This is a genomic window from Marinomonas sp. 63XJN7_9_ISO-PGPR-S23-217, assembly GCF_056173515.1.
Genome location: NZ_CM149678.1, coordinates 4,265,275 through 4,283,645 on the forward strand (window position 1 = coordinate 4,265,275; position 18,371 = coordinate 4,283,645).

An 18,371-nucleotide genomic window follows, 5' to 3' on the forward strand; every position below is an offset into this window, starting at 1 on the left:
CATATTATGTCGCAAGTAAACGTTAGGATGGCAAATGCCCTGCCATCCTAACCAACTAACCAACTAACCAACTAACCAAAAATGTGCTGGCTCAATAACACACTCACGGGCAAGGTCACCACACAGATTAACGTTTGTAAGGTGATAAACGCCGCCATGCGCTCACTGTCTCCACCTAACTGCCGCGCCAAAGCATACCCAGAGGCCGCCGTAGGCACCACACCAAACAAGATCGCCACCAAGGCAGGCACACCGGTTATATCCAGCCACCAACATGACAAAGCCACCAACCCGGTAAAGACCACAAAGCGAGCCACAGCCGACCACACAAACGTCATACCTACAGAACGAATCACCTCAAAGCGCACACTGGCGCCCACCGCCAATAACACCATTGGCAACGCCGCCTTCGCTAAAATGGACACCGTATCCGAGACCAGCGGTATGGGCGTTAGCCCAGCCAAATTCAGCCCCGCTCCTAGCACGATAGAAACAATCAGAGGATTACGTATTAACGCATTAATCACCAATTGAGAAAGAGACGGCACAGCTTTTCCTCGCTGTAATGCTGCTGATTTGCCATGCAGCAACACCATCGATACCACCACAAACACATTAATGGATGGAATCAATACAGATGCCCCGAGCACCGCCAACGTTAAACCTTGTGTACCATACAAACTGGACGCCAATGCCAGTGTCAAAAACGTATTAAAGCGTACCCCAGCTTGCAGCATGGACGAGGCGACAGGCGCTTTCACCTTAAGCATAAAAGCACAAGCAAAGACAAACACCGCCGTCCCTGCCATAGCCAACAATAAGATCAACCCATAACGAAATAGCAAAGGATTCGAAAAATCCATTGTCGAAGTGTTATTGAATAGCAGAGCAGGAAACAACACCCAGTAAGCCAGCTTATCGACACCACTCCAAAAGCCATCTGCTGGAAAACGCCAACGCTGACACAATGCGCCTATCATCAGCAATAAAAAAATCGGAACAATCGAAACAGACAACGACAACATGACACGTCCTTCTTATCATTAAGCAACCATTTTATCATCAAGTAACAATGCGTTAGCGTCTATTCAGCCTTCAACAATTGCCAGTCTTGCGCCGCTAAAGCCTCAATAAACCAGCTCAATCCTCGGCCTGGGTCATCTTTGCGCCAAGCGATATAACTCATGTGATTCTGTCTTGGTAGTTCACACTCTCTGATAACCAGCCGTCCAGACATCACTTCATGATCGACAAAGTGCCTCGGCAAATACCCCACACCCAACCCTAAACACAAGGCCTGAACTTTACTCATCATATTATCAACTCGAAGCACCTGACGGCTTTCAAACAGTCCAGAATCCCGTTGTGGTAAAATCTTGGTTGAATCCGCTACCACAATCGATGGATGTTCACGCAGCTGAGCTGCGGTAATCGGGCCTTCTGTTAACGCCAGCGGATGAGTCGGTGCCACCGTAAAGACAAACTCAAGTTCGCCAATTGGGCGGGTATGAAAGCGTCCTTTAGGTAAATCTCCCGATGCTCCGACGACCAAATCCACCCTATCATCCTGCAAAGCATCCCAAGCCCCGGCAATGGCTTCTTCCGATAAACTGATCTGCACTGGACGGTTTTGCGCCAAAAACGCTCCCACTACCGTCAATAATGGCAACTCTGGCAACGCCGTATCACGGGCGATACGCAGCTTTGGCTCCCAGCCAGACTCTAACTGCTTAACCGAATCCTCCAAGCGCGCCGCGGCGTCTAATATCGTTCGCCCTTTATCAAGCACAAGCCGTCCAGCAGGGGTAAGCACCGCCCGTTGGCGAGATCGATCAAACAAACTGACGCCTAAATCTTCTTCTAATTTTTTCATCGTATAGGTCAAGGCAGACGGCACTTTATACAATGCATCCGCAGCGGCAGCAAAACTGCCAAACTGTTCAATCGCCTCCAACACCCGTAATGCCTCTAACGTAACCGCATGAGCCATAAACACACCCTTATCCATTGGCCTTCAATATTTTTGAAATACTACCTCAAAAGCTTCCGATTTTCTTTGCCTTTCTTAACGCCTACACTGCTTCTATACCTTAGGCGACGTGACCGAACACACAAGCTCACAACAGGCATACATCCTGCTCGCCACAAACACACTATTAGGAGAAGCAGTATGATTACCATCAGAAAAGCAGAGGATCGTGGCACTGCAAACTTTGGCTGGTTAAACAGTCACCACACTTTTTCATTTGGCCACTACTATGACCCTAAACACATGGGATTCTCCCATCTGCGTGTTATCAACGACGATACCGTCACCCCAAGCGCAGGCTTTGAAACCCATGGTCACAAAGACATGGAAATTATCAGCTACGTACTACAAGGCCGTATAGCCCACAAAGACAGTACTGGTAATATCAAAGAGCTACCTGCTGGTGAATTCCAGCTGATGTCCGCTGGCAAAGGTATCTACCATAGCGAATTCAACGCCTCCGACTCGCAGACGCTAAAATTCCTACAAATTTGGATTCAACCAAACGAATTTGGTGGTACACCTGGCTATCAACAAAAGGATTTTGGTCAACAAGAAGGCCTAACCACCGTCATCACCCCTGATGGCCGCGACGGCACCTTAAGCATCAAGCAAAATGCCAGCCTTCATCAATTGATCTTATCGGCTGACAAAGCACAGGATCTAAATGTGGAAAACAAACGCAGTCTCTACATTCATCAAATTGAAGGCGAGCTGACTCTACAAGATGGCACAGTACTCCATCCAGGCGACGGTGCAAAAATCACCGAAGAGAGCAAAGTGCAACTTCACAATACAGGCCAAGACACCGTCAAAGCCCTAATATTTGACCTAGTTGAAGCGGCGCACTAACCTCTTTATATCGGACGACTTTGACCAGTCTGACAGAAATAAAAAAAGCCTAATTTATTATCAAATTAGGCTTTCTCTTTCTTTATCCGCTTGATTAAGCGCTAACCAAGCTTGCAACTGACTGAACACCGCCTGCGGCTGCTCCATCGACGTCATATGCCCCGATTCCTCGATCACATGCAACTCGCCATCCGGCACCAGCAACAACATCGCCTCATGCAGCGAAACAGGGGTCCAACTGTCCTGACGACCACACATCAATAACACAGGGCACGCCACCTCACGTAACACACAAGTCGCATCGGGACGCTGTAGCAATGCATTGACCTGAGCCGTAAAGGTTGCCAACGTTTGCCGCTCCATCATTGCCAATATAGACGAGACCAAAGGATCGTCCTTTAAGCGATCTGGATGAACCATCTCCGCTAGCAATTGGCGCCCCATCACTGCCATCCCTTTCTCTTTAGCCAGTGCCAGCAAAGCGAGTAGAGAGGCTTTTTCCTGCTCCCCTTTGTGATCTTTCGGAAGCGCCTTATAGCCCGTATCCAACAAAACCAAATGACTCACGCGCTCCGGTGCTTGACGATAAACCTCTAACGCCACCAAACCTCCCATAGAATGCCCCACCAGAACAAAACACTCTGGGGCCGATTGCAACACGACCTTCGCCATGGCTTCTATGGAATCGGCATCCCCATAATCCACCACCGACACCTCATCACGAGGAAACTGAGACAACACCGACTGCCAAACAGCAGCATCACATAACAAACCAGGTAGGAATAGATACGACATCACGCCCTCCTTTTTATCAAGTTTTCATGATAAACACTGCCCTACTCATGTTTCACTTAACCATTCACCCCTGTCCATAAAAACAAAAGATCACACAAAACAAAAGGACAATCCGCTAAAAGGTCACTTACAATTTAAAAGACTCTTGATTCGCATCACAATCACAACCACCCTAGAATCTTGTCGAGATAAAAAAGGCTGTATCACCTGATAAAGCGTCACCACTTAACAAAAGAGGCTCAAACTCAATGAGACAAACGGACTTTAAACCACTCGGCTGCACCCAATGCGCCAACGCTTGCGATCTTGAGTTTGACTTCACTATGGCGTTTCAGCCCATTATTAACACCAAGAACAAAACCATCTACGCACAAGAAGCGCTCGTGCGGGGGCTCAACCAAGAAAGTGCTTATCAAGTCCTGCAAAACGTCAACCAAACCAACCTTTATCGTTTTGACCAAAGCTGCCGCGTGAAAGCCATCAAACTGGCTTCAGAACTGGGCATACAAACGACCGACAGCCGCTTAAGCATCAACTTTCTGCCCAACGCCATTTACAAGCCAGAACTGTGCCTGCGCACCACACTAGACGCCGCCGAGTTATACCAATTTCCGCAAGAAAAAATCATCTTTGAATTCACCGAAAACGAACAAATTATCGATAGCCAGCACCTAAAATCCATCATCGAATACTATCAAGACCAAGGCTTTCTCACCGCCACAGACGACTTTGGCGCTGGCTTCAATGGCCTCAATCAACTTGCTGACCTACAAACCGACATCATCAAAATTGACATCGCCTTGATCAGAAACATCGACCAAGACAAAACCCGACAAACCATCGTCAAAAACCTCATCAACCTATTTAACGATCTTAATATCACCATCATCGCTGAAGGCATCGAAAAACAAGCCGAATACCACACCCTAGAAGACATGGGAATCTACCTATTTCAAGGCTACTACTTCGCCAAACCCAGCTTCGAATCCCTTGCCGAAATCAACTGGGGATAAATCGACCTGACCTAAGCCGCATCTGCGGCAGTAAAGTGTTGACACTAATATCCTTCGGAATGGAGTAATTTCTAAGCCGCCTGTTCGGCGGTGAAGACCCAAAAAGATCTAAACTTGAATGCTTCATTTTTCTAAGCCGCCTGTTCGGCGGTGAAGAACACTTTGAGGCGTACGGCGCGCAGGCATGGTTTCTAAGCCGCCTGTTCGGCGGTGAAGAGCCCTCGCCCAAGAAGGAAAACATCTTCAATTTCTAAGCCGCCTGTTCGGCGGTGAAGTGTCATTATCTCTATGCGTTGTTTTACATCGCTTTCTAAGCCGCCTGTTCGGCGGTGAAGTGCTGAGTTTGGAAAAACTAAAATGGCTAAACTTTCTAAGCCGCCTGTTCGGCGGTGAAGTGCTGAGTTTGGAAAAACTAAAACGGCTAAACTTTCTAAGCCGCCTGTTCGGCGGTGAAGCACAAATTCAGGATGATCAATAAAGGGGTTACTTTCTAAGCCGCCTGTTCGGCGGTGAAGTAAAAACAGAGTGTGAATCTCTTATTGAAGTTTTTCTAAGCCGCCTGTTCGGCGGTGAAGCCTTCTCCCTCAAGAGAGGATTGATACGCATTTTTCTAAGCCGCCTGTTCGGCGGTGAAGTCTTTGAAATGACCGAAGCCAGGCAAACGTATTTTCTAAGCCGCGTGCTCGGCGGCAAACCCATAGTTTACCCCTGATAAGCCGAGGTGCGCTTTCTAAGCCGCGTGCTCGGCGGCAAACCGACTTGTTACGTGCAAAAAATAGACAGTTTATTTCTAAGCCGCGTGCTCGGCGGCAAACCATCAAAGATCACACATATTGCTTTGGGTAGCTTTCTAAGCCGCGTGCTCGGCGGCAAACCGTGAACAGCTATTAAAAGATGTAAGTCGTGATTTCTAAGCCGCGTGCTCGGCGGCAAACACGTTCAAAAGCTATTCATACGGGATTAGAGCTTTCTAAGCCGCGTGCTCGGCGGCAAACCAACGCAAATTACGGTACGCAAGAACGAAAAATTTCTAAGTCGCGTGCTCGGCGGCAAACATAAAAATATTCCTACTCCTAATCTTTATTTTTTTCTAAGCCGCGTGCTCGGCGGCAAACTTAAGGGAAGTAAAAAAGCCGCTTATTAGCTATTTCTAAGCCGCGTGCTCGGCGGCAAACGGAAAAAATAAACCTTACGTCCGCGTTGTTAATTTCTAAGCCGCGTGCTCGGCGGCAAACATACGTATGTCGGCGGCGAGTTTATTGTTAATTTTCTAAGCCGCGTGCTCGGCGGCAAACAAAGCTTGAGTGTTTTTTTCACGTATTGATCTTTTCTAAGCCGCGTGCTCGGCGGCAAACAAATTGTATAATTGTCCCTTTTGGGAAATCCTTTTCTAAGCCGCGTGCTCGGCGGCAAACTTATATTTTCAAGTATTGAAGCATAGGTTGAATTTCTAAGCCGCGTGCTCGGCGGCAAACCTATAACCATATGACCGAAACGTTGGGTTTCTGTTTCTAAGCCGCGTGCTCGGCGGCAAACACTGCCATTTTAGAAGAGCGATTATTACAAGCTTTCTAAGCCGCGTGCTCGGCGGCAAACTGGAAGGTTGTTTTATTGTGGCTGATGCTTACTTTCTAAGCCGCGTGCTCGGCGGCAAACGAATGGTGCGAATCATTTTGATTGGCTTGGTCTTTCTAAGCCGCGTGCTCGGCGGCAAACTTAAGTTGCAGCAAATTACCGCTTTTTTAGTCTTTCTAAGCCGCGTGCTCGGCGGCAAACACCAGTCGCTGTAGTTCAAGTAAATTGTTGCTTTTCTAAGCCGCGTGCTCGGCGGCAAACTGTGCGCGCTCCCACTGACCTGCTGCGCGAGCTTTCTAAGCCGCGTGCTCGGCGGCAAACAGCAACTAGGATGATTGAGTCACGCTTGTTTATTTCTAAGCCGCGTGCTCGGCGGCAAACTTAGCCCTGAAGCGCGCAATTGATCCTGATATTTTCTAAGCCGCGTGCTCGGCGGCAAACCGATATCAACGGACTCATTTATATCCAGTGCATTTCTAAGCCGCGTGCTCGGCGGCAAACCGATATCAACGGACTCATTTATATCCAGTGCATTTCTAAGCCGCGTGCTCGGCGGCAAACTCGAAGAGCACACTTTAGATCCAAAGTTTGAATTTCTAAGCCGCGTGCTCGGCGGCAAACATAGCTGGATTAATTTGGCGGTATAAAAGTAATTTCTAAGCCGCGTGCTCGGCGGCAAACGTGATCGTGCTGCCCGTTTACTTGATGCGCCTTTTCTAAGCCGCGTGCTCGGCGGCAAACCAGAAAAACCGCTACTACCATCAATCCATGATTTTCTAAGCCGCGTGCTCGGCGGCAAACTGTTGGCGCTTCAACTCGCTCATGAACATCTTTTTCTAAGCCGCGTGCTCGGCGGCAAACAAGGGGGGCAAATGAAAATTACTCGTTGTAACTTTTCTAAGCCGCGTGCTCGGCGGCAAACAAGCGACAACGCCACACATTCGACAGCTATATTTTCTAAGCCGCGTGCTCGGCGGCAAACATTGGTCTGAGTCGCTCAAAAAAAGAATGAAATTTCTAAGCCGCGTGCTCGGCGGCAAACATAAGCCCTTTGAGGCGTGGTAAATCTCGTTCTTTCTAAGCCGCGTGCTCGGCGGCAAACTCTTTTCCTCTTTCGTTGCTATTGCGGAATCTTTTCTAAGCCGCGTGCTCGGCGGCAAACAGCCCAGAACAATATGCTAACAAACTAGATCATTTCTAAGCCGCGTGCTCGGCGGCAAACAGGGGCTAACCAAAGACCAATCATCATTCTATTTTCTAAGCCGCGTGCTCGGCGGCAAACGTTTGTGAAAATCTATGTCACTGGTTCTAAATTTTCTAAGCCGCGTGCTCGGCGGCAAACTTTACAGACCTTAGGCGTCCATCTACGTGACTTTTCTAAGCCGCGTGCTCGGCGGCAAACGATTGGTTTAGCGCAATCATACCGCTGCTGATTTTCTAAGCCGCGTGCTCGGCGGCAAACCTAAAGCTGCCGCCAATGGCTTTGATACAGAATTTCTAAGCCGCGTGCTCGGCGGCAAACGCCGGAGTAATGGAGAACATGGCTCCGTATCTTTTCTAAGCCGCGTGCTCGGCGGCAAACTATTTAAAGATGAAAACGGAACTCTTTATATCTTTCTAAGCCGCGTGCTCGGCGGCAAACAGAGATCATAAAACCTCACCATCTGAGCATTATTTCTAAGCCGCGTGCTCGGCGGCAAACCGCCATTTTTTATATTCTTCATCGCTCATATATTTCTAAGCCGCGTGCTCGGCGGCAAACTTTGAGGTTGCCCGTAACCGCCTTGCTGTTGTTTTCTAAGCCGCGTGCTCGGCGGCAAACATTGCTGGGCCTTTACCAAGCTGTTTTATGTATTTCTAAGCCGCGTGCTCGGCGGCAAACAAGCGTTTTTATAAGGAAAAGATGCTCTGTTTTTTCTAAGCCGCGTGCTCGGCGGCAAACAAATCCTCTGAGCTGCTTGTTTTGTTGTCTATTTTCTAAGCCGCGTGCTCGGCGGCAAACGAGAAAGTACATGGTCTATGTCACCCACAAACTTTCTAAGCCGCGTGCTCGGCGGCAAACTTAAATCAATGCGTTTAAATGTAATCTGCTATATTTCTAAGCCGCGTGCTCGGCGGCAAACGTTTTCTGGTGCGGATTGCATTGCTTGTACGCTTTCTAAGCCGCGTGCTCGGCGGCAAACCAGACAGTACACTCAAACGGCTTAATCAAGCATTTCTAAGCCGCGTGCTCGGCGGCAAACTCTATGCTCGAGAGATTGTGGCCACCATAGACTTTCTAAGCCGCGTGCTCGGCGGCAAACATCTTTGCCCTATCGAGTGTTTAAACGAGACATTTCTAAGCCGCGTGCTCGGCGGCAAACGGTATTTGGGATGAGTCGTTTTTAGGGCGTATTTTCTAAGCCGCGTGCTCGGCGGCAAACACCAGTTAAAAATGTTCAAAGAATACCAAAAATTTCTAAGCCGCGTGCTCGGCGGCAAACAAAAAGGAATGGAACAAATGGCCCTTCTGTACTTTCTAAGCCGCGTGCTCGGCGGCAAACCAAACTGTATATCTACTCGTCAAGAGGACTACTTTCTAAGCCGCGTGCTCGGCGGCAAACGTATACGGTATATAACAGACAACTGCTATTACTTTCTAAGCCGCGTGCTCGGCGGCAAACTGTATACCCCACGGCTTATGAACCATAATCCATTTCTAAGCCGCGTGCTCGGCGGCAAACGACGGCATGATTGATCATCTTGATGATAAAGATTTCTAAGCCGCGTGCTCGGCGGCAAACCTTTGGGTTGGGAGGGGCCGCACTGACGTAGCTTTCTAAGCCGCGTGCTCGGCGGCAAACTTATCGCTACTGTAGGAGTAGCCTCAAATGCATTTCTAAGCCGCGTGCTCGGCGGCAAACCGGCCCGACCACGACCACCGCCACCTTCAGTCTTTCTAAGCCGCGTGCTCGGCGGCAAACTCAATGAGCTCAAAAATAAGTCAGATGGTCGTTTTCTAAGCCGCGTGCTCGGCGGCAAACTCTGGGACTGGATAGGGTTGGGCGATATATACTTTCTAAGCCGCGTGCTCGGCGGCAAACACGTTATGTTGGTTGGGTGTGATTTAGAAACATTTCTAAGCCGCGTGCTCGGCGGCAAACGGCAAGCAACAGGCGCGGTCAATCGAGAGCAATTTCTAAGCCGCGTGCTCGGCGGCAAACAATAGTCTAGTTGCAAAAAAACAAGTTACAACATGCGTTTAGGTAAAAATAGACGTTTTTACCAATGGTTTTTCGGCATATTGTAACTTGCTGTTTTTAAAGTATTTTTTTAAAGAGCAAATTTTATTGGTTAAAACTTGGGTAAAACACCTTCTGCACTCAGTCCGTAGGTGTTAAACATAACGTATTTATTGGACAACTCAGCCTCTTTTCTAGTGATGCTCATACAAAACTCGTTATCACTATGTAGGCTTTTCATTCTAATAAAAGGCAGATCTTTATCGGCTTTTTCCATGTTGTAGCCTTTAAAAAATTCTGCCGCTTGTTCCCATGTTTCATTATGACGTTTCATTCGCCTTCTAATATGCTTGTCTGGTGAGCCAGATTTGCAACGACGATTAAAGGTTTCATAACCCTGCACATTATCTGGCACCTCCGCGACGCTTTTTATATGTACATAGTCTTCAAGTCGATTTAACCATTTCCCAAGATTCAAACACTCAAAGTCGTTTTTATCTCTTGCAAACAATCTCAGTTTGTTGCCAATAAAACCTAATTTATCACCTGACTTTGTTTGGTATTTTGGAAAACTCACCGCAATGGGCACTTGTTTGTTGTCATCCTGAATTTCCACCAGCGCAAGGTGGACTTGCATCATGAGTTTTGACCACAAAAAATGAACGCCAATAGCGTCACTGGGCAGCAAGGTCATGTCGATGTAGTACTTCATAACACTCTCCCTATTTGTCGCTTTCCCCAAACACGCCACCACGGACAAGGGTTGCCATTACATAGTGTTCATCTTCTTCACGGTTCAATGATTCGCCACGCGCCCAAGCATCAAAGAAGGTATAAAAATCCTGCTTGTCTTTAGGAGTACGGAAGGCTTTGCCAAGGTTAGTCACAGCGCCATAGGGTTCAATGGCAATTGGACCGACAGACAGTTCTGGATCAGTATAATCAGGGTACCAAGTGTTGATCGTTCGCAATGCATTACCCAATTTTTGAGAATGCATGGCGGCAATATCATTCACATGGTAGAGAATTTTGCTCTTTTCTCCTTTGCCTTTATCTAATACCAATTCTTCACTTGGATAGACTTCTTGAGCGCTGCCCATTAGTACAAAACAACTTACTTCCAGCAAAATAAAGTCTTCTTCACTGGCCAAGGCTTGAGCAATCACCTTGGCAAGCTGGTCGATATTAGAATCTTGAGTATCAAAATGGCGCGTGCTGACTTGCGTTGCGTCGAATGTCCACGATTCATTAATTCTGCTGTTTTTCGCCGCAACATTGACTTCAATTTTTTCCGCACCGACACGGTTACGCCACAGAAAACGTGCATTAGCAATATTAGTGGCATAACGACGAGCAAGCTCAGTAAAGCCATGCTTCTCAATATAACCGTTCGCGGCGTTGGCGTAGCTTTGTTTAAAGTTGGCATTGTTACAGGCAGAAGGTTTCGCAATCCCACCCAACACTTTGACACTGAATTGCAGATTCAAAGTGTCTTGGTTTAGGTCTAGAGAACAGGCATCGACTTTCTGCAAATTGGCTTTTTCTACTTCTGCATTAAGCTTAGCTGGGTCGTTTTTTATAGCCGCTTTTAATCGGTTAGATATGGTACCGCGTACCGATTTTTCTTTTAATGCCAAAGGCGCAAGCTGGCTACGGTCTTCCCATTTTGTGCCGTACATATAGCCATCACTTAATACCAGTTTTTTCTCGTAAGCCAGTACAGAAGCTGTGCTGTTGTCATTTTTAGCCATGATAAATATCCTTTTCTTGTGGTTTGATTAAAATTCTGAATAGTCGTCTTCATCCACAGCAGGAGCCGTTAATGATAAATGTTCGTGGGAACGCTGATGACATAGGTAAGCGTCATTATCGAGGTGATAACGCCATAACATGTCCTCGATACAGTGAAGGCGATGGGGCATTTTGAATTCCCCAAGAGTGACCATACTTTCCGCGAAACGATGAGGCACATCTGGGTCGCGCTGTTTTTTCGCTTCGCCTAATTCGCTAACGGCATGAAAGCCTGTCGCTATGGGAACAAGCCACCCTGCGGGTTTGTCATTGACAAGTTTGCGATGCCTACGCCATTGGATGGTTTCTGTGTTTTCTTCGTCTATTAAACGATCACACGAATTATGAATCGCCAAATAATCAATCAGCGCTTCGATGGCATCGGCCCCTTTTTTCATGGCCTCCACCATCAGTTCTCTGCGCTCTATCAAGGCATAACCGGGCATCAAGGCTCGCTTAACTTTGTTCATATCAGAGTCATTACCTTCTTCAGAGGCAATGTAAAATGGTGTCTCAAACCCCTTAATGTCACCTCCAGCCATTTTCATCTGAGCGTTTAATAAATGAGATACGGTCTCTAAAAAATTTGCTTGCTCATCAAGCGAAAACGTATCCAATTCGATGACTAAGGTAACATCAAGGTGACAACGACCTTCTTCAATAAAGGATGATCTCGAGCCGGTTTTATCCAACGGGTTGCCCGTGCCAACAATGGAATGAACGAAGTCGTTCTGCCCTTTGTAGGTTTGCAAGTTCAGCTCATGACACACCACACCTGTTGCTAACAATTTTATGGGAATGCCTTTGTCATTCAGTTTCCGCTGTAATGCGTGCACTGCCCCCAGCCACGCAGTCATAGCAGGAAAGCCAATGGTAAACGGGCTAGATAAAGCATTGGCGTTGTGTATCCTAAGATGCGGAATAATGAGTAACTTTTTGATTTCACCGATCATCGCAATGCCTCCTTGTTACTGGCCGCTATTTTTTCCATGTGCTGACGTTCGGCTAAGCCCAATTTAATGGCTTTTTTACCCAATACTTTTTCGTAACCATGAAATAGGTAATGAGTAGTCGATTGAATAATGTCATCCAGCCAATCGTTAGTTGTCTCTCTTAAAGCTTCCCCTTGCGGACACAACCAGATGGTTTGCGCTTTAGGTAGCTGACTAGCACTTTCTATATACTGTTCTGAAGCGACTGCGCGCACTTGCCACACTCGCTCAATAAGATAATCGATAACCTCTTGATACATTTCATCACGCTGGGTACGAATCTGGACGTTGTTATCCTCTCGCTTATAAAGCGTATGCAATTTTTGGAATAGCTCTTTGCATTGAAAGTAGCTAACACTTTGTTGGAAAAAATCCGTCTTAGGGAAATGTACCTGACGGTTTTTGATCGCTGGCGGCACACTCATCAAGAGATGGGCTTTTCCCCCGTTCTGGTTATTCAAAACGCTGATATTTTGCGGTTTGGTACCACCATAACCGATAGTGGTGAGATCGTATATTTCACGAAAACCTTCATGGTATTCGTTGGCTTTTTTCTTCTCTCTGGCGAGTTTTATTGCTTCACCAAAGCGCATGTTATCCAAGCGCTGACGTAGCTCAAAAACTATGCCCGATGCGGTTAATAACGACAATTGATGGTATTCCGTTTCGTCACCTTGTTGGCGAACAGGAAAATACACCTGCTTGATTTTGGAGCTGGTGATCACTTCCTCATCGTTTGCAGACATGGCTAAAAAGCCTTGTTTTAATGCCTGATAGCTGTGCTCTTCCTCAGCATTTGATAAGGTGAGCAAACCTTGCGCTAACTCGGAGTCTTGCTCCAAATGTTGCAGAACACTTTGCCCATCGTCGGTAATGAGGGTGAGAAATTTGTATACATCAAGAGCGGCGGCATTACCGAGAGCATCTGCTGCAACGGCGACATTCCCTGTGCGTAAAAATCCGTCATCTCTTGCTTCGTTAGACGCAATAATAGCGCTGGCGTAACCATTTTTATTTTTCCTAGCACTTGGGTGACTAAAGGTACAAGGATGTGTTGAGATAGACATTTGCCCTGCTCTTTTAGCCGCATTCGGCAACCAGTTTTTTAAGGCAAATACGCTCTCGCATTCTTGCTCTTTTTCCTTCACTTCCAGTTCTGACATGGATGTACTCAGGTTTTTCTTTAGCCAAGCAGCTTTTCTTTCTTCAAAGAAAGCTGCGATACTTTTATCCATCATCTTTTGCCCTCATCCATTTACCCAAAATTTTTTTGGCCATCGACCACAAAGAAAGCCAAAACCGACTCTCGGAAAGAACCTTAGACTCTTCATCACCATCAATCACACTAATCTCTTCGGTTCGAGTAATGGTGACTGTCTCTTTCTTTAAGTATGTCTTGCTCATAGTTCATGCACGTCGCTACTGGTCATTTTGCAACCATAATAGGACTATCCATTTTTCAAGTCAACGCCATGCAACAACGAAGTTATTTTATCTAGTGACTTTCCCCATCTTTATCAATACAATTATATTTCTGCAGAACGTGCAGCTTAGAAAATGCAACAACGGAGTTCTTCGGAACGCCACAATATGCTGCTGAACAAGCAGCTTAATCATTAAGCCAGAGGGTTCTATTTCTCTGGCTTTTTTAAAACTTCACTAACCCCAATTGGTCGTTGTAGACATAATGCTTCTTTTCATCATGAGGAAAGCTGAGCTCCCCATAACGCAATGAAACGATTCGTTGGCTTAGCTCATTTTCTTCTGCCACTTGCACACAGCTTTGGTCAAAATTACGAACTAGCCATAGCCTTGACATGGCAGTAGCATTTAATGATTCCCGCTGAATATTTAAGATGACCTCACGATTAATAGCATGGCCGTCTTCATCTTTCTCACAGAAATAGCTTGCTTGATGGGGTTCGCTAAACACCAAATAGGTTTTTAAACTCGGCTCGCTTTGACGAAATGGTGTAAGCACTTGAGGTAAGGCGGTTAAAAACCAGTGATGATTCAACCAACCTTGTAATGTTTCAGGACCAGTCTGAACATGCTTACCTTTGCTAGCAAAATTGGCTAACCAATGGCGCGTCATAATGTGCTCTAGCTCTACTAAGCTCGTTGCCTTAGTAAGGTTACTCATGTATTTGACGGTTAAGTACTCTGGCTGCTGGATTCTCGGTATCGCATCCAGGCGTTTGCCGACTTGCTGAACATCTAGCAGATCATCAAGGTTATGGCTTTTCAGTGCTATTCGCTCTTCAAATCCTGGACGATTAAAGACTTTGTTATTCTCTTGGTGTGCATCACGAATGCCCTTCCAGTTGTATTGCATCAAGGCGATATTAGCGTGTTCAACCTCACCCTCTCGGTGACGCCTGACACGCCCCGCAAGCTGGACAATGGCACGATAAGAAGAAGGTTCAATCACCGCCCAATCAAAGTCATGATCTCGGCCAACTTCCTCTACTGGCGTGGCTACCAGTATAAACAGCACATTATTTACATCTGGCAGGTTCTGCTGAATACGCTGCAAGTGCTGCCTAATCACTTGATTACTCAAAGCGCTCGGTAGCTCGCCTAGTTTTTCCTTGCGCTTAAGAACGTCGTCCAAATGGCGTTCTTGTTCAGAACGCAGCAATAGGACTTGCTGACTGTGGTACGCCATGACACGAATCTCAGTATTACTTGGTAGTGACTTATTAAGTAGGTATCTCGTTAACGTGACACAGGGCGATATATTGGCCATCCGAACAACCCCAAAGGACACTTTTAACTGTGTCTCTGGGTCTTTAAAGTAATGGGCTTTATGCTTTTGCCATGCTTGTTGAAAAATACAATTAAAATAGGCGCTTTGCTTATTCTCAACGATGCTTTCATCCCTTTGGCTCTGCCCCTTGTATTGATCGATTATGTCTTGGCATAGGGCAATATCCGCTTTGCGCTTCGCTACCTGTTTGTTCAGGCTAGCCACTCGTTTTGTAATGAAATCCTTGTGCTGTTTTCGATAATCTAAAATCGCCTCTTCTAATATAGCAGAGTGGTTAGCCTCCACCTGAGTAGCGAACTCATCAATCCATGCACAGCCAATGATTGGGCTGGCATCACGGGTTTGGCAGTACAAGCGCCATCCATCTCGATAGGCTTTAAAATACCCTTCTGCCATAAAAGGAGGAATGGTCGCAGAGGAAATCATTACCTTACGACCCAGCATACCCGCTAAATGGATCAATCGACCGATGGCGATTAAGTCATCACCAGTGAAGTCGTCAATTTCATCGATCACCAGATCGGAAGACATCAGGCGCAGTGTAGGCAGTATGTAGCGTCCGCCCCGTTTGGTTTCTGTCGCCGACATAAGATGGTCTATTGTGCAAGCCAGTACTGGAGCATAAAGAAATTGTCGATCTCTTTGTTTTGTAAGCACTGTGGTTAAGGCATCCTCGGGGATAGCACAATCAAAATCTAATTCTTCATCAAGCAATGGCTCTTGGGATTCGGACCCTCGGCTTTCATAGGTGTCCTGATCTTGGCTCTTGAGGAGATGATTTCTTTGGTCTAATTCCATGACGGCTTTAGAACCTATCAATACGGCGAGTTCGCTATCATCCAAGCCAACGCGCTCTCGATATTCGCGCCCTGTTTGCAGTGTTAACGTTCGCAGTCCTAATGCTAGGACAAAGCGCAGGCTTTTCTGGTCGGCAGACAAAGCACGCATAACTTTGGCATTAGCAAAGGTTTTCCCGCAACCTGTGCTAGCCATGTTAACGGCAAAAAAGCCTTGTTTAAGCTTGGTTGGTTCGATGTTTCGATAATAGTCCGTTATCTTTTTTACGGCCTTATCCTGCCACTGAAAGCCTTTAGGACTGAGTTTTCGTAGCGCTTGTACATCTTCGGCCAGAGGCGGCTCTGTCTCAAAGGCCGGCAGCAAGTGAGCAATTTTAGCCCCGTGACTTGCCACGCCAACTAGGTGTTCATCCAGCTTTTGCTTAACTTGTTTAGTCGTTTTGTCGGTATTGGCAAATAACCCCGTTGTGTCTTTCCAACCGTTCGCAGCATCCTGAGACGAGTAAAAATGATCCCCCAACATTAAGCACAGACGCGCATGGTTTAATACCAACCGATAGCTTCCATTTTCGATACTTTGCAGCGCATCTTTTTTATTTTCGATCAAATGCCTAGACCAACGCTTTATGTTTTTAAGCCATTGACTAGAGTTGCTTAATAGTCCATTCGGAAAACGAAAACAGCCTTTTAAACGTTTTTGGTATTCTGCTTCATCATAGCGATTTTCGTACCCCCACTCTTGGGTAATGCGCTGTAACATAGTGTTTATAGACGTGGCTTGTTCAGCCTTATAGACACTAGCTTGCTCTTTGGATAACGAGGGTAAACGATGATGGGAAACAATCAGCCATGCAACCAGTTGTGCTATCGGTGGTAAGTTTGCTAAAGGAGTTAATGCAGAGTTTTGAATAAGTGTCTTTAGTTGTGCTTCGTCTATATTGCCTTGATGAAGCCTTTCCAACCATTCGTCATCCGTTGTGCTATTGGTGATTTGTACAAAAGCGCGCAACAATAAGAGCGAGATCCATTCGTGTCGAATAGGGTCGCCTTTGAATTTGTTTTTACTCTTTGGCGATAGCTTTTCCTGAAACAGCTTGGTGGCTTTACCCCAATCATGTAAAAGCGCTGCTAAGCTTGTTAGCGCTTTAATCAATGGTAAATAATGCCAATCATTTTCTATTTCACTTTTTAATAAATTTCTTCGTGTAGCATTAACTGGCACAATGCCCTGCTCGTTAAATTTCAATCGATTTCCCACCACCCAAAGTAATTCACTTCTGGCACGGGTTCTTATCCAGTGGCAACTGACAGCGGTGTTTTTACTGGCGGTTTGACGCAGCATTTTTTTGACGGTAAGCAAGCCGTCTTCGGTTATCAGGGTTTGCCATGTGTTGTCACCAATTCGATTGGCAAAAGCATCTAACACACGGCGGGTCTTTTTGAGTGAGTTTTTTTCGCACTGGGAAACAAAGGTCACCATCATCGTTCGGTATCCTCGTCGTTTTGTCGCTCTAAAGAACGACCTACAAGTGTCTCTTGTTCTTCGAGGTCATTTTGCTTATTTGATGAACCACCAAGATGTAATGCCATGTTTTTGACCGTCTCAAACATAAAATCTAACGCTTTATGGTCGGTGAATTTTTGTAGAATTTGCTGACGAAATTCTTGTTCTGTGGCGTTTTCTTTGGCACAGACAAATGCCCAAGGCAAGACGATGGCGTCTTTTATCAAATCCGCCACATCAAAGACCAAAGCCCCACGTCGAGTTTTGCCGTGCATAACAGCAAAACCATGAGGAATGCCAAGCACCCACAAACAGCAAGCAGCCAAACCGTAGGCAAGATAGTTGCCGTGGTTGAGGAAATCGTTGGCTTTGTCATTTGAGTCGTGTTGACGTGTAAAGTCATCAATGCTGACCGCATTCGCGGCGTATTTATACAAAGCTTTAGTCAGTTGCGCTTCGGTTAGTAATAAATCGGACTGTTTAGCTGCTGCATCAGTTCGGTTATGAAAGGTTTCAAAAGCGCTTTGCAATGAGGCATCTTGGAGTGTAAAGCCTTCACTTTTTAGGTCTTTGTCTTTTGTCCAAATACGCTCTAGATAATCGAGGCGCGCTGTTTGGAAAGTTTTCGCGGCATCCAGACGTTTTTCATCATCAAACCAAAATTGCAACCAACCATGAAGGTATTCGGTGGGGCGATACTCGCTTTGCGGAGTAAACCATTCTACTTCACACGACATATAGAGCGGCGTTCCACCGCCACCACAAAAGCCAACTAATACACCTGCTTGAGCCAACATGCGCATGGCGGCTTGGGTGATCGACGTGCCGTTACCGAGTAGTAACACTGTTGTGTTGGCTATTGGGATATTAAAATATTGGTTTTCTCCTGACTTTTTATTAGAAAGCGCTTCCGTGAGATACAAGACTCGACCATCTTTTTGCATCACCCGACAGTATTCGAGGTAGTACATATTGGCTCGTTTAGAGTGCAATATGGTCTTCATATCCGATGGTGAGAACTGTTCCATTGTT

General features: G+C 46.4%; 12 protein-coding genes and 1 CRISPR repeat array. Of the genes, 2 read left to right on the forward strand and 10 right to left on the reverse strand.

The window, feature by feature from the left end; genetic code table 11:
* Positions 1–71: 71 nt before the first annotated feature.
* Positions 72–1,025 carry an AEC family transporter gene (locus AC0VYI_RS20010; protein WP_475445094.1) on the reverse strand — a complete coding sequence of 318 codons (954 nt, stop codon included), beginning with the start codon at positions 1,023–1,025 and terminating at the stop codon, positions 72–74.
* 59 nt (positions 1,026–1,084) lie between these two features.
* Complete coding sequence (locus AC0VYI_RS20015; RefSeq protein ID WP_199473972.1) at positions 1,085–1,990, reverse strand: LysR substrate-binding domain-containing protein; 906 nt, start codon at positions 1,988–1,990, stop codon at positions 1,085–1,087.
* 180 nt (positions 1,991–2,170) lie between these two features.
* Between AC0VYI_RS20015 and AC0VYI_RS20020 the strand changes: the two genes are divergently transcribed.
* Positions 2,171–2,881, forward strand: coding sequence for a pirin family protein (locus tag AC0VYI_RS20020; protein ID WP_475445096.1), 711 nt, complete (start codon positions 2,171–2,173; stop codon positions 2,879–2,881).
* A gap of 60 nt (positions 2,882–2,941) precedes the next feature.
* On the opposite strand, the gene AC0VYI_RS20025 is transcribed toward AC0VYI_RS20020, so the two are convergent.
* Complete coding sequence (locus tag AC0VYI_RS20025; RefSeq protein ID WP_475445098.1) at positions 2,942–3,676, reverse strand: alpha/beta fold hydrolase; 735 nt, start codon at positions 3,674–3,676, stop codon at positions 2,942–2,944.
* Positions 3,677–3,924: 248 nt separating this feature from the next.
* On the opposite strand from AC0VYI_RS20025, the gene AC0VYI_RS20030 reads away from it, so the two are divergent.
* Complete coding sequence (locus tag AC0VYI_RS20030; RefSeq protein ID WP_475445099.1) at positions 3,925–4,689, forward strand: EAL domain-containing protein; 765 nt, start codon at positions 3,925–3,927, stop codon at positions 4,687–4,689.
* Positions 4,690–4,757: 68 nt separating this feature from the next.
* A CRISPR array of direct repeats spans positions 4,758–9,467; the repeat unit is 28 nt; unit sequence TTTCTAAGCCGCGTGCTCGGCGGCAAAC.
* A 130-nt stretch (positions 9,468–9,597) separates the two neighbouring features.
* Here the strand turns inward: AC0VYI_RS20030 and cas6f are convergent.
* The 7 genes from cas6f to cas1f form a co-directional block, all read right to left on the reverse strand.
* Complete coding sequence (cas6f, locus tag AC0VYI_RS20035) at positions 9,598–10,197, reverse strand: type I-F CRISPR-associated endoribonuclease Cas6/Csy4 (RefSeq protein WP_475445101.1); 600 nt, start codon at positions 10,195–10,197, stop codon at positions 9,598–9,600.
* Between the two features lie 10 nt (positions 10,198–10,207).
* Complete coding sequence (gene csy3 / locus AC0VYI_RS20040) at positions 10,208–11,236, reverse strand: type I-F CRISPR-associated protein Csy3 (protein ID WP_475445103.1); 1,029 nt, start codon at positions 11,234–11,236, stop codon at positions 10,208–10,210.
* Positions 11,237–11,263: 27 nt separating this feature from the next.
* On the reverse strand, positions 11,264–12,229 hold the full coding sequence (csy2, locus tag AC0VYI_RS20045; protein ID WP_475445105.1) for a type I-F CRISPR-associated protein Csy2: 966 nt from the start codon (positions 12,227–12,229) through the stop codon (positions 11,264–11,266).
* Positions 12,226–13,506, reverse strand: a complete 1,281-nt coding sequence (csy1, locus tag AC0VYI_RS20050) for a type I-F CRISPR-associated protein Csy1 (protein WP_475445107.1) — start codon at positions 13,504–13,506, stop codon at positions 12,226–12,228. Before csy1 ends, csy2 begins: the two co-directional genes overlap by 4 nt.
* On the reverse strand, positions 13,496–13,672 hold the full coding sequence (locus AC0VYI_RS20055) for a hypothetical protein (RefSeq protein WP_475445109.1): 177 nt from the start codon (positions 13,670–13,672) through the stop codon (positions 13,496–13,498). Before AC0VYI_RS20055 ends, csy1 begins: the two co-directional genes overlap by 11 nt.
* Positions 13,673–13,916: 244 nt before the next feature.
* Positions 13,917–17,318, reverse strand: a complete 3,402-nt coding sequence (gene cas3f / locus AC0VYI_RS20060; protein ID WP_475445111.1) for a type I-F CRISPR-associated helicase Cas3f — start codon at positions 17,316–17,318, stop codon at positions 13,917–13,919.
* Positions 17,315–18,367 carry a type I-F CRISPR-associated endonuclease Cas1f gene (cas1f, locus tag AC0VYI_RS20065; protein ID WP_475445113.1) on the reverse strand — a complete coding sequence of 351 codons (1,053 nt, stop codon included), beginning with the start codon at positions 18,365–18,367 and terminating at the stop codon, positions 17,315–17,317. The genes cas3f and cas1f overlap by 4 nt, the downstream gene beginning before the upstream one ends.
* Positions 18,368–18,371 lie beyond the last annotated feature (4 nt).